The sequence below is a fragment of the Streptomyces griseoruber genome, from assembly GCF_001514205.1.
GTDB lineage: Bacteria > Actinomycetota > Actinomycetes > Streptomycetales > Streptomycetaceae > Streptomyces > Streptomyces griseoruber.
On record NZ_KQ948769.1, the window covers coordinates 247,244 to 259,396 of the forward strand.

A 12,153-nucleotide genomic window follows, 5' to 3' on the forward strand; every position below is an offset into this window, starting at 1 on the left:
GATGATCCCCGCATGCCCACCACACCCTCACGCGCCTTCCTCATCCTCCACGGCTGGCAGAACCACCGCCCCGAGGCCCACTGGCAGCACTGGCTGGCCGACCGCCTCACCGCCCTCGGCCACCGCGTCACCTACCCCCAGCTCCCCGACCCGGACACCCCGTCCCTGGAGACCTGGCTGACCGAACTGGAGGGCTTCCTGACCGACTTCGCCCCCACCGCTTCGGAACGGGTCGTGATCGCCCACAGTCTCTCCGCGGTCCTGTGGCTGCACGCCGCCGCCCGCGACCTCCCCGGCGTCACCGGCCCCGACCGCGTCCTCCTGGTGGCCCCGCCCTCCGCCTCAGTGATCCGAAGCCACCCGGAGATCGCGGAATTCACGCCCCCACCCCTGCCCGGCCTCCGCCTCCCCGCCCCCACCCACCTGGTGGCCGGCGACGACGACCCGTACCTCCCCGAGGGCGCCCAGCAGGCCTACGGCACCCCCCTGGGCCTCACCGCCACCATCCTCCCCGGAGCGGCCCACCTGGACCTGGACGCGGGGTACGGCCCCTGGCCGTCGGTACTGGAGTGGTGCCTGAACCCGAGGACAGAACTGAGGACACGCCCGCAGCACTGATCATGCGCCGCGCCGCCGAGGACGCCTTCCAGCCGGCGGGGCCGGGCACCTTCCCCTGCGGGGCCGGGCGCCTTCCCCCCTGCGGGGCCGGGCGCCTTTGTGGCCCGGGTCGGCTCAATCAGCCCGTCCGGCGTTTGAGGACGAGGCCCCTCAAGGGCCCGAAGCGGGGGCCCGGGGGCGGCAGCCCCCGGAAACTCGGTCACCGAAACACCCCGCACGCATCCAACAGGGGGTGCCCTACCCCCGCGGAACCCCGGAGGACCCCCGCACCATCAACTCCCCCCGCACCGTGGCGATCCCTCCCGGCGGCGGCTCCTCCCGCCCCATCGCGATCCGCCCGGCCCGGGCCCCCGCCTCCGCCAGCGGCAGCCGCACCGTCGTCAGAGAAGGCACCGCGTCGATGCTGAACGGCAGGTCGTCGAACCCGGCCACCGACACGTCCTCCGGGATCCGCAGCCCGGAGTCCCGCAGGGCCGCGCACGCCCCGAGCGCGACGGAGTCGTTCGCCGCGACCACCGCGGTCAGGCTCGGGTCCCGCCGCAGCAGCTCCAGCGTGGCCTCGTACCCCGCCCGCCGGTCGTACCGCCCGTGCACGGTCCACCGGGGATCCTCCTCGATCCCCGCCGCCGCCAGCGCCGCCCGGTGCCCCTCCAGCCGGTGCCGGGTCGTCGTCCGCTCCTCGGGACCGGCGATGTACCCCAGCCGCCGGTGCCCGAGCCCGATCAGGTGCTCGGTCAGCTCCCGCCCGCCGCCGCGGTTGTCGAAGGTGAGCGCGATCGCCGAGGTGTCCGGCGCCGGCGGCCGCCCGCACAGCACGATCCGCGTCCCCGCCTCGCCCAGCCTGCGCAGCTTCGCCGCCACCGCCGCCGCGTGCGGCTCGTTCTCCATGGCCCCGCCGGTCAGCACCACGGCGGCGGCCCGCTGCCGCTGCAACAGGGTCAGATAGGTCAGCTCGCGCTCCGGCGAGCCCCCGGTGTTGCAGACCACCGCCAGCCGCTCGCCCCCGGCGCGCCCGCCGGGTCCCCCGATCTCCCCCTGAATGGCACTGGCCATGATCCCGAAGAAGGGGTCGGCGATGTCGTTGACCAGGATCCCCACCAGGTCGGAGGTCGCCGCCGCGAGGGCGCTCGCGGGTCCGTTCAGCACATAGTCCAGCTCGTCCACAGCCCGCAGCACCCGCTCACGGGTGGATGCGGCGACGGGATAGTTCCCGTTCAGCACGCGCGACACCGTCGCGGGCGAGACCTGCGCGCGGGCCGCCACGTCCGCCAGGGTCACCGTCATCTCGTCGTCCTCCGGTCACGCATCTCGTCGTACGTCCCCATACGTCCACGTACTCATACGTCCACGTAAGACAGGCCGGCCGCGGTCGCGGTTCCGGGCGTGTCCGAGCAGACCCTAAGGCCACAACCCCCTGCTGTTCGCCCCCTCGAACAACTCGGGATGGACACGGTCTTGTCCGGACCACTGGTCAGAGGCTAGCTTCTCCTTGGATAGAAAGCGCTTGCTGTAACGCTGATCAGGAAGAGGCGTACGCGGCGCACACCACCGCGTACTACGCCTACGAAGGGACCGACGTGACACGCAAGACGGTGCGTATCGCCATGAATGGCGTGACCGGACGTATGGGCTACCGCCAGCACCTCGTCCGCTCCATCCTCGCCCTGCGCGAACAGGGCGGCCTCGACCTCGGCGACGGCACCGTGCTGTGGCCGGAGCCGATCCTCGTCGGCCGCCGCGAGCACGCCCTGAAGGCGCTCGCCGAGCAGCACGGCCTGGAGCACTGGGCCACGGACGTGGACGAGGTCCTCGCCGACCCGACCGTGGACATCTACTTCGACGCCCAGGTGACCTCCGCCCGCGAGGAGGCGATCAGGAAGGCGATCGCCGCGGGCAAGCACATCTACACCGAGAAGCCGACGGCCACCGGCCTCGACGGCGCCCTGGAGCTGGCCCGCCTGGCGAACGCGGCCGGCGTCAAGCACGGCGTCGTCCAGGACAAGCTGTTCCTGCCCGGCCTGCTCAAGCTGAAGCGCCTGATCGACGGCGGCTTCTTCGGCCGGATCCTCTCCATCCGCGGCGAGTTCGGCTACTGGGTCTTCGAGGGCGACTGGCAGACCGCCCAGCGCCCCTCCTGGAACTACCGCGCCGAGGACGGCGGCGGCATCGTCGTCGACATGTTCCCGCACTGGGAGTACGTCCTGCACGAGCTGTTCGGCCGGGTGAAGTCCGTCCAGGCCCTCACCGCCACCCACATCCCGCAGCGCTGGGACGAGAGCGACAAGCCCTACGACGCCACGGCCGACGACGCCGCGTACGGCATCTTCGAGCTCGAGGGCGGCGCCATCGCCCAGATCAACTCCTCCTGGGCGGTCCGCGTCAACCGCGACGAACTCGTCGAGTTCCAGGTCGACGGCACCGAGGGCTCCGCCGTCGCGGGCCTGCGCAACTGCCGCGTCCAGCACCGCTCGCTCACCCCCAAGCCGGTCTGGAACCCCGACATCCCGGCCACCTACGCCTTCCGCGACCAGTGGCAGGAGGTCCCGGACAACGGCGACTTCGACAACGGCTTCAAGGCCCAGTGGGAGCTGTTCCTCAGGCACGTCTACACCGACGCCGCCTACCACTGGGACCTGCTCGCCGGCGCCCGCGGCGTCCAGCTCGCCGAGCTGGGCCTGAAGTCCTCGGCCGAGGGCCGCCGCCTCGACGTCCCGGAGATCGCGCTGTGACCATCCGGCTCCCCGCCCCCGACGGCACGCTGCGGACCTACGACCCCCGCACCGAACCGCTCCTCATCACCCCGGGCACCCCCTTCACCTCCCGCACGGTCTACTCGGCGGCGCACGTCGTCGCCGACCCCTTCGCGGACGTCTCGCCCGACTCGCCCGCCGCCGTCGACTGGGACGCCACCCTCGCCTTCCGCCGCCACCTGTGGTCGCACGGGCTCGGTGTCGCCGAGGCGATGGACACCGCGCAGCGCGGCATGGGCCTGGACTGGGCGGGCGCGGCCGAGCTGATCCGCCGCAGCGCCGCCGAGGCGAAGGCGGTCGGCGGCCGCATCGCCTGCGGCGTGGGCACCGACCAGATCGTCTCCGGTTCGCTGGCCGAGGTCCGGACGGCGTACGAGGAGCAGCTCGCCCTGGTCGAGGCCGCCGGCGCCCGGACGATCCTGATGGCCTCCCGCGCCCTGGCCGCGGCCGCCTCGGGCCCCGAGGACTACCTGGAGATCTACGGACACCTGCTCCGCCAGGCCTCCGAGCCGGTGATCCTGCACTGGCTGGGCCCGATGTTCGACCCGGCGCTGGAGGGCTACTGGGGCTCCTCCGACCTCGACGCGGCGACGGACACCTTCCTGGAGGTCATCGCCGCCCACCCCGACAAGGTCGACGGCATCAAGGTCTCCCTGCTGGACGCCCAGCGCGAGATCGACATCCGCCGCCGCCTCCCGCAGGGCGTCCGCTGCTACACCGGCGACGACTTCAACTACCCCGAGCTGATCGCGGGCGACGAGCAGGGCTTCAGCCACGCCCTGCTCGGCATCTTCGACCCGCTGGGCCCGCTGGCGGCGGAGGCGGTACGGCTCCTGGACACCGGCGACAAGGACGGTTTCCGTGCCCTGCTGGACCCCACGGTCGCCCTCTCCCGCCATCTCTTCCAGACCCCCACCCGCTTCTACAAGACGGGCGTGGTGTTCCTGGCCTGGCTGGCGGGCCACCAGACGCACTTCACGATGGTCGGCGGCCTTCAGTCGGCGCGCAGCCTCCCGCACTTCGCGCGCGCCTACGAACTCGCCGACGGCCTGGGCCTGTTCCCCGACCCGAAGCTGGCCGAGGACCGTATGAAGACCCTTCTCGCCCTGTACGGAGTGACGCAGTGACCGGCTCCCTGTCCCGCTTCTCCATCAACCAGATGACGGTGAAGCAGCTGTCGATGCCCGAACTGGTGGATGCCTGCCTGGAGCTGGGTGTCCCCGGGGTGGGCCTGTGGCGCGAGCCGGTCCGGACGTACGGCCTGGAGGCGACGGCCAAACTGATCAGGGACGCGGGCCTGACGGTCACGACCCTCTGCCGGGGCGGCTTCTTCACGGCGATCGACCCGGCGGAACGCACCAAGGCCCTGGACGACAACCGCCGGGCGGTCGAGGAGGCCGCCACCCTCGGCACCGAGGTCCTGGTCCTGGTCTCCGGCGGCCTCCCGGCGGGCTCCAAGGACCTGCACGGGGCGCGGGAGCGCATCGCCGACGCCCTTGCCGAACTGGGCCCCTACGCCGAACAGCACGGCGTGCGCCTGGCGATCGAGCCCCTGCACCCCATGTACGCCTCCGACCGCTGCGTGGTCTCCACCCTCACCCAGGCCCTGGACCTCGCGGAACGCTTCCCGGCCCACCAGGTCGGCGTCACGGTCGACACGTACCACATCTGGTGGGACGACCGGGCCCCCGCCCAGATCGCCCGGGCGGGCGCCGGCGGCCGTATCCACACCTTCCAGCTCGCCGACTGGACCACCCCCCTCCCCGAGGGCGTCCTCAACGGCCGCGGCCAGATCGGCGACGGCGCGATCGACATGCGCGAGTGGAAGGCGTACGTGGAGGCGGCGGGCTACACGGGCGCGATCGAGGTGGAGCTGTTCAACGACGGGCTGTGGGCGCGGGGCGGGCGCGAGGTCCTCGCGGAGACGGCGGAGAGGTTCGTCCAGCACGTCCTCTGACCCCGCAGTCACGCGAACCCACGGACGGCCGCCGGATGTCGAAAAACGTACGACGACATCCGGCGGCCGTCTGACATCCCGTCGCTTTGCAACTGCTCATGCGATAATACGTTCGACGCACTGGGGGAGGTGCGGGTTGCGGGGGAGCAGAGTGACGGGCTGGGACATCGACATCGCCGGAGTGCGCGGCGTTCTGCGGAACACCGGCACGGCGGCGAAGGCACTGTCGGACACGGGCCGGGCGATGCAGGGCAACCTGGAGGAGGCGGCCTCGGCGGCGGGGACGATCACCAGCCAGTACGGCCCGTACAGCAGCACGGCCGGGCTGGTGGGCGCGGCGCTGGCGGAGTTCCTCGATCAGTGGGCGCGTGACTTGGTGTACATCGCCGAACGCGCGTCCAAGTCCGTGAACGGCGCGGCCGAGGCCACGGGCCACTACGCCGAGGGCGACCTGACGATGGCGGCCACCGCACAGCGGGAGGCGGCCAAGGAGCCGAAGGTCGATCTGCCGGGGGCGGGCAAGTGAGCGACGGGGCAACCCTGATCGACCCGTCCGGGATACCGCACTTCATCGGGGACCTGTCCACCCTGGACACCGACGTGATGCTGCTGACCGCGAACGCGGCCCAGTTCCGGGCGTCCGGCGCGAACGTGCACACCACGTTCCAGGGCTTGTCCGCCGTCTACCGGACCCCTGATGCCGCCGACCTGCTCTCCTCCACCCTGCCCGTCCGGACGAAGGCGGACGGCTTCGCCGACGACCTGGAGAAGGTCGCCTCGGCGCTGTCCGACTACAGCGCGGAAGTCCAGCCCCTGATCGACAGACTGGCGACCCTGAAGACGGAGGCCACCGCCTTCGTGGACTCGCTGTCCGGGGACGACGACTGGCGCAAGGATCAGGACAAGGTCGACCGCAACAACGAGCTCTGGCGGGACGTCAACCACACGGTCGCGGCCTTCCAGGCGGCCGAGCGGACCTGCCACAACAGGATCACCGCACTGGTCGGCGGCTCGAAGACCACCGTCGACGACGGCTCGCACGGCGAGCACATGTACGGCTACCGCGCCGACGACCTCGACCACGCGCCGCAGACCCCGTGGGGCGCCCCGGCCGAGCGGGAGTACGAGGGCTGGGACTGGCTGACCCACCAGGCCGGCCAGGTCTGGGACGGCATCTGGACCGACGGCGTGATGGCCACGATCCACGGCGTGGGCACCCTGTTCGGCGCCGACGGCGCGGACGCGGCGGGCGAGGCGTGGAAGGGCCTGGCCAAGCTCGCGACGGCCTCGGCCCTGACCAGCGCCACCCTCGGCACCTGGTGGCTGGTCCCCGACGACCGGCTCCCCTCCTGGCTCCGCGACTCCCGCACCGCCTACAAACAGACCGTCAAGGGCTTCGTCGCCTGGGACACCTGGAAGACCAACCCGTCCCGGGCGGCGGGCGCGGTCGGCTTCAACGTACTGACCCTGCTGGGCACCGAGGGCACGGGCGCGGCGGCCTCCGGCGCCGCCAAGTCGTCCGCGGCGGCCCGCGCCCTGTCGGCCGTGGGCAAGGTGGGCCGAGCCATCGACCCGATGACCTACGCGGGCAAGGCGGGCACCTTCGCCTTCGGCAAGGTCGGCGAATCCTTCCGCGTCCTGAAGAACCTGCACTCCGGCACGACGCTCGACCTCCTGGAACGGGCGGACGGCCTCCGCTCCCCGGAGATCCCGGACAACGCGATCCCTTACGTCGACGACGCCACCGGCAACATCGTCTACCTCACCGACGAAGGCCACCTCCTCAACGCGGACGGCTCCCTGCACCAGCACAGTGAGCAAGCCCCGAAGGAAGCCTCCGCCGACGAGAGGGCAGAGCAGGGCGCACAGGCGGGGCACCCGTACGAACTGGCTGCAGTCGGTGCCCATGGTGGCGACAACCTGGCCGGCCTGTCTGCCCAGCCTTCGGGTGGCGCGGTATCTCACCTGCCCGGCGACAGCGCGGGTCATCACGGGCATGCCCCATCGGAGAGTCACGGTGCTCCGGGCGCCAGTGACAACATGGGTGGCGCGTCCGACGGAGCCGGTGGGGATGGCCCTGGTGGTACGTCCGGGCATGGGGCCGTGTCCGGCGATGAGCCCGATCGGCTGGCCGCCGCGACGGATCGGAGCGTGGATCTGAATGGTCTGGGCAGGCCGGTGGTATGGCGTGAGGGTCTCGAGCCTCTGTATCGCAGTGACAACCGTTCCCCTGACGCGGTCTTCGAGAGCGGTTTCGAGCCGCGAGACCCTTCCAATGTGGACTTGGCGCAGTATGTCGAGGACAGCGAACATTCAGCGTTCGTCAGCACTTCCTATCGGGACGACATAGGTGACGAGTTCGGAGGCAAGTACACATACGAGCTTGATGTGCCGGGCGGGATCGACATCAACCGCTCGCTGGGTGACCACCCCCTTTCCTACGAGGAAGAGGTGGCCTTCCCTGGGGGGATCCGCGGCGAGTACATCAAGGGTGCTTACGCGTACAATTATGCGACAGGTGAGCTTGGTGAATTCATCCCGAACCCCAACTATGTTCCCCGAGGTTGACCATGTCTGTCGACGTAGAGATTTTGTACCAAAAGGATATTGTGCTTGTCTCGGACGGTGGGCAATTCCTCGGGTATCTGACCGGAAGTTTCAGCGGGGATGATTACGTCGTTCGCATCACTTGGGGTCAGTGCGTCTCGCACCACACGGCATGGAACTTCTTCACTGCCCTCTCCGAGGTGAGGCAGGACTTGGATAAGCAGGGGTTGACGCCGGCCGTCGAGGGTGCCTGTCGGGACGTCTATCCCAGTAGAATGGCGCTTGAGATGGGTGGGGGTAGAAGGGCGTACCGCTGGCCGTCGACTGGGCGGCCGCGCACCGTCGACATCTTCGACGATGTTCCGATCGAGGAGTGGGCGCGCCTCACGAGTGTGGCTGAGCAGAAGGACGCGCAGAAGCAGCGAATGAGGCATGACGATGAATGAGGCTCAGGCGTCAGTCCCGCCCGTAACCGATGCCGTGCGTGCCCAGGCCGCCGCCCAGCCCGGTGGTTGGGTGTATGCGATCGACCCCTATTTTGATCCAGATGGGAAGGTTCCGCCCATCGGAATCGTGGGGGCCTGGAAGGTGGACGCCAATGGGCGGCTCAACGGTGAGTTCAAGCACAACCCGAAGTACCGACCCTCCCCGCGTGCAGTCGGTATGCCAGCTCCGAGTGATCGAGTGGATGAGGCAATTCAGCTCGCGGCTACGGGCTATGGATCAGACGCCGCCGTACGCGATGCTCTGATCGATTCGACTGTCTACCTCGTTCCTGGGGCGGAATTGCGGACCGATCCGCATGCGAGTGACGCTGGTGAGCCGGTAGTCGCGCTCTACACGCATCCGTCGCATGCTCCCACTTCTTCCCCTCAGCTCCAGCAAGTGCATTTTGCTGACCTGCTGCCGCGCCTGCACGTGCGCGGCGCGGTTGAGCTGAACGGAGACAGCGCGGTTTCTGTACGCATTCCGCTTGCCGATATGAGACGGGAAACCGGGCAGTGACTGGGGTGTCTCGAATGGTCATTCAAGCCTGTCCGGAGGCATCGGTCGTACCGCACGCACCCGAGGACAGCGCATGACCAAGGACGTCCTCGCGCTCACCCCGAAGATGCCCGACCAGGCCTCGCTGCTGGCCGCTCTCCACGCCGGCGGACCTGATCTGGGGCTGACGGCCACCGATGACGGTGCGGTCATCCAGCTGCGCACGGCTGCCGGGCGCCCGCTGGTTTCCGTCGAGGCTCCGCTGCTCGTCCATGTGCCAGGTGAGGCAGAACGCCTCCTGGGAGCCGGGACCACTGCCCCGGGGCTGCCGTACTGGTGGACCGAGGCACGCGCCTCCACGGCGACCCCCGAGGCGGAGCCGCTGGCGGAATCCGTGTGCGGCCGCCTGACCCTGCTTCTCGGCGGAACCACCTGGCCGCCCGCAGCAGCAGCCCACACAGCCCGGGTCACCGTCCCCGACGAGCCGCCCGCCACTCAGGACTTCCCGACCGTCGACGCGCTGACCGACTCGACCGCCGTCGTCCTCTCCGACCGCCCGCTCCTTCCGCTCACCGCCTGGCTCTCCGACACCCTGCGTGCCACCGCGCAGTCGAACCGAGCCCTCCACCTCGTCACCCCTCCGCACGTCCGCCTCACCCTGCCCCTGCGCACCGCACTCGGCGGGGCACCCAACCGCTGGGTCGTACAGGACCCGCAGGGCGGCTACTACGACGGTCTGGCCGGGGTACGACTGGCCTGGCGGAGCGGCACGTTCGCGCCGATCGACAGCACGCTCGCCGAGGCCTTCACCGTGGGAGCCGCACCGACCGAGCACCGGCAGCTCACCGTGTCGTTCCGCACGGTGCACGCACCCGACGAGCGGCTCGTGCTCGGTCGCGCGCTGGAGGCGGCCTGGCGGCACCTCACCGGTTCCCCGCCCGTCGGCTGGGGCACGGCCGAGCCGGTCAATCTGCCCTGGTCACCGCAGCAGTTGACCGACCTCGCCCGGGAACGGATCCCTGCCCCCACTCAGATCGTCGCCGTGGGTGGTCCGGCCATCGCCACACAGCGCGTCAGCCGCACGACGGCAGGCGTCGCCGAGGAGATCAGCCTCACCCTCGGCTACGAGCGCCCCCAGGACCTGCCCCTCGCCGCCTTGGAGTCCCTCGCCGCGACCCTCGTCACGGAACACGGCCTGACGACGATGCTCACCACCGTCCGCGCGGCCCGCGCCGACCTGACCCTGCTGCCGCGGGTGGAGGGCCCGCCCCTCCCGGTCTCGTTCACCCTGGGACCACGCGACGTGCGCAAGATCGGCCTCCCGCGCGCCGGGCGCCCACCCATCGCGGCGCAACCACGGCGACTCGGCTCGCCTGCCTCCCCGGCTCTCCACTACCCCCTCGGGGACGGAACCGACCCGAAGGCCTGGAGCGCGCTCCAGACCCTCGGCGCCTACCTCAAGACTGCTGGGGGAGGCCCACCTTCCCGTCCTTGAGGGAGGCTCACGGCACAAGGTCACTCGCGCGGCGTCAATGCTCTCTGTCCGCCGCCATGATGCCGACGCATTCCTCAAGCGCCGCATGCAACGCCGGCACGAAGGCCGCGAGTTCGGTGTCCGAGGACCTGCCTCCCTCCAGTACCGCACCGACGATCGTCACGAGCACGGCGGCCGCCTTCAGGGCGTGGGCGTCGGCCAGCTCCTCCAGGAAGCCACCGGGTTGCGCCACCACGAACGCCTCTTTACCGGTGGCCGGGTCGACGCCGACGCTACGGAATCTCCTCACGCTCACGCGGCGGCCTCCGACGGGACGTAGTCCTGGCCCAGCGTTGCGAGCACCGCCGCACGGCGCCGCTCCCGCTGGAGGCGCCGGCGGTCCCGCTCGTCCCGCTCGCGCTCCCATACGGCGAGGTACGGCCGGACGAGGGGCAGACCGTCGGCTGGGATGACGTCCGGGGGGTACGGCCGCGCCCGACGCGCGGGTGCGGGCGCATAGACGGTCGGGATCGGTGGCCTTTCGAGGGCGCGGTGCGCTCCACGAGGCGGCAGGAAGAGGCTCAGGATCGCGGCCAGTAGGCTGCGCATAGGTCGACTCCTGTTTAGTCGGCTCAGCCCCGGCATGGAAGCTCTCACTCTTCCCGCCGGGGCGCTTTCATGGGGAATGGTATCCCCTTGTATCGACTCATCGCGAGACGTATCTCAAAGAGTGTGTATCGCTCCACTTGCCTAGCGTCGACTCCATGAATCCTGATGCTGAGATCGATCACGGAGCGCCACTGACGCCGTACCGGCAGCTCGCCGAGATTCTGCGTGCGCAGATGAGGCGCGGCGACTGGCAGCCCGGGCGGATGCTGCCCAGTGAGGCTCAGCTCGTGCAGCGGTACGGGATCGCCCGCACGACGGTGCGGCGGGGGCTTGGCCTGCTGGCCGACGAAGGCTGGGTGTAAGCCGTTCCGCAGCGGGGGTGGTTCGTCTCCGACCCCCTCCCGCCCGCCCCCGACGCCGCCGTACCCCCTGCATAGGCCTCGCACAGGCAACGGGCCGGAGGGGATCGCCGGGAACACCGGCTCCTCTCCGGCCCAGGACCGCTAGCCCAGCTTCCAGTGCTGGAACGGGCCGCCGTTGCACCCGAGCATGTACGCGTCGCCGCTGCCGTCGGCGTCCAGGCAGTTCGCGAGCGGCATGTCCCTGAGCTCCACGTCGTTCCAGCCCGTGCCCTTCGCCTGCCACAGCTGGGAGGCGTCGCCGCCGTTGCAGGGGAGCGTGACAAGCCCCAGCTGCTGGCTCAGGCAGGTATTGGTGGCCGTGTGACGGACCATGACGACGTCATAGCTGGCGTGGTAGACGATCTCCACCTGCCACTGCTGCCATGGGTTCCCCGACTGGCAGGTGTTCGTGTAGACCTCCCCCCGGCCGCTCTCGTTCGCGGGGCCGCCGTCGAGGCAGCGTCCGGTCTTCAGACTGCTCAGGTGGGCCGGCCCGAGGGTGGGCACCGCCGACGCGGTGCTCGCGCCGAAGAACGAGAACATCAGGCTGAGGCAGACAGTGAAGGCCGCCGCCCAACCCCGGAACGCGAAACGCCCCAGACCGCGGGGCCGGGCCGACGCCCGCACCTTTTCCGAAGTGCCCGCGTCTAACGCCGCTTTGTTCAGCATGCTGTGATTTCTCCGCTTCGCCGTGCTCTGTCGTCGATGTGGTGGGCCTGTGTCACACGCCGCCACGGCCGGAGTCAACCACTGGCGGATTGCCTTGACGTTGTCCGCCGATTCCTCTTGGGGGGGGGCGCGGCCGGGGCAGGG

13 protein-coding genes and 1 pseudogene are annotated in these 12,153 nt (G+C 70.4%); 10 read left to right on the plus strand and 4 right to left on the minus strand.

All coding sequences use genetic code 11. The features are described from left to right. Nucleotides 1-12 precede the first annotated feature (12 nt). A complete protein-coding gene (locus AQJ64_RS19930; protein ID WP_059202825.1) occupies nucleotides 13-618 on the plus strand; it encodes an RBBP9/YdeN family alpha/beta hydrolase in 606 nt (201 codons plus the stop codon). 237 nt (nucleotides 619-855) lie between these two features. Here AQJ64_RS19930 and AQJ64_RS19935 read toward each other — a convergent pair whose 3' ends face one another. Then, on the minus strand, nucleotides 856-1,902 hold the full coding sequence (locus tag AQJ64_RS19935; RefSeq protein WP_059202826.1) for a LacI family DNA-binding transcriptional regulator: 1,047 nt from the start codon (nucleotides 1,900-1,902) through the stop codon (nucleotides 856-858). A 293-nt stretch (nucleotides 1,903-2,195) separates the two neighbouring features. Here AQJ64_RS19935 and AQJ64_RS19940 point away from each other — a divergent pair, with 293 nt between their 5' ends. The 8 genes from AQJ64_RS19940 to AQJ64_RS19970 all read left to right on the plus strand — a co-directional run bounded on the left by AQJ64_RS19940 (nucleotide 2,196) and on the right by AQJ64_RS19970 (nucleotide 10,351). Next, the gene (locus AQJ64_RS19940) at nucleotides 2,196-3,347 is read left to right on the plus strand and encodes a Gfo/Idh/MocA family protein (RefSeq protein ID WP_055632828.1); all 1,152 of its coding nucleotides are present in this window, start codon (nucleotides 2,196-2,198) and stop codon (nucleotides 3,345-3,347) included. Next, nucleotides 3,344-4,495, plus strand: a complete 1,152-nt coding sequence (locus AQJ64_RS19945; protein WP_055632827.1) for a dihydrodipicolinate synthase family protein — start codon at nucleotides 3,344-3,346, stop codon at nucleotides 4,493-4,495. Before AQJ64_RS19940 ends, AQJ64_RS19945 begins: the two co-directional genes overlap by 4 nt. Before the next feature lie 32 nt (nucleotides 4,496-4,527). Further along, entirely contained in the window at nucleotides 4,528-5,325 is a 798-nt protein-coding gene (locus AQJ64_RS19950) for a sugar phosphate isomerase/epimerase family protein (protein ID WP_055632830.1), read from the plus strand. Between the two features lie 136 nt (nucleotides 5,326-5,461). Continuing rightward, nucleotides 5,462-5,851: a DUF6507 family protein gene (locus tag AQJ64_RS19955; RefSeq protein WP_159060303.1), complete on the plus strand. Its 390-nt coding sequence runs from the start codon at nucleotides 5,462-5,464 to the stop codon at nucleotides 5,849-5,851. Beyond that, complete coding sequence (locus AQJ64_RS19960; RefSeq protein WP_055632825.1) at nucleotides 5,848-7,893, plus strand: scabin-related ADP-ribosyltransferase; 2,046 nt, start codon at nucleotides 5,848-5,850, stop codon at nucleotides 7,891-7,893. The genes AQJ64_RS19955 and AQJ64_RS19960 overlap by 4 nt, the downstream gene beginning before the upstream one ends. Nucleotides 7,894-7,895: 2 nt before the next feature. Beyond that, nucleotides 7,896-8,318, plus strand: a complete 423-nt coding sequence (locus AQJ64_RS19965) for a hypothetical protein (protein WP_055632824.1) — start codon at nucleotides 7,896-7,898, stop codon at nucleotides 8,316-8,318. After that, nucleotides 8,305-8,877 carry a type VII secretion system-associated protein gene (locus AQJ64_RS46125; RefSeq protein WP_240512541.1) on the plus strand — a complete coding sequence of 191 codons (573 nt, stop codon included), beginning with the start codon at nucleotides 8,305-8,307 and terminating at the stop codon, nucleotides 8,875-8,877. The genes AQJ64_RS19965 and AQJ64_RS46125 overlap by 14 nt, the downstream gene beginning before the upstream one ends. A 73-nt stretch (nucleotides 8,878-8,950) precedes the next feature. Continuing rightward, nucleotides 8,951-10,351: a DUF6177 family protein gene (locus tag AQJ64_RS19970; RefSeq protein ID WP_055632823.1), complete on the plus strand. Its 1,401-nt coding sequence runs from the start codon at nucleotides 8,951-8,953 to the stop codon at nucleotides 10,349-10,351. Between the two features lie 34 nt (nucleotides 10,352-10,385). On the opposite strand, the gene AQJ64_RS19975 is transcribed toward AQJ64_RS19970, so the two are convergent. Further along, nucleotides 10,386-10,646 (minus strand): hypothetical protein, encoded by a 261-nt coding sequence (locus AQJ64_RS19975; protein WP_059202827.1) that lies wholly within the window; start codon nucleotides 10,644-10,646, stop codon nucleotides 10,386-10,388. Further along, on the minus strand, nucleotides 10,643-10,939 hold the full coding sequence (locus tag AQJ64_RS19980; RefSeq protein WP_059202828.1) for a hypothetical protein: 297 nt from the start codon (nucleotides 10,937-10,939) through the stop codon (nucleotides 10,643-10,645). The genes AQJ64_RS19975 and AQJ64_RS19980 overlap by 4 nt, the downstream gene beginning before the upstream one ends. Nucleotides 10,940-11,094: 155 nt before the next feature. Here AQJ64_RS19980 and AQJ64_RS19985 point away from each other — a divergent pair. Next, nucleotides 11,095-11,298 (plus strand): annotated as a pseudogene (locus tag AQJ64_RS19985) (GntR family transcriptional regulator); the annotation flags it as partial. 144 nt (nucleotides 11,299-11,442) lie between these two features. Here AQJ64_RS19985 and AQJ64_RS19990 read toward each other — a convergent pair. Beyond that, entirely contained in the window at nucleotides 11,443-11,883 is a 441-nt protein-coding gene (locus AQJ64_RS19990) for an RICIN domain-containing protein (RefSeq protein ID WP_157881208.1), read from the minus strand. Nucleotides 11,884-12,153: the final 270 nt, after the last annotated feature.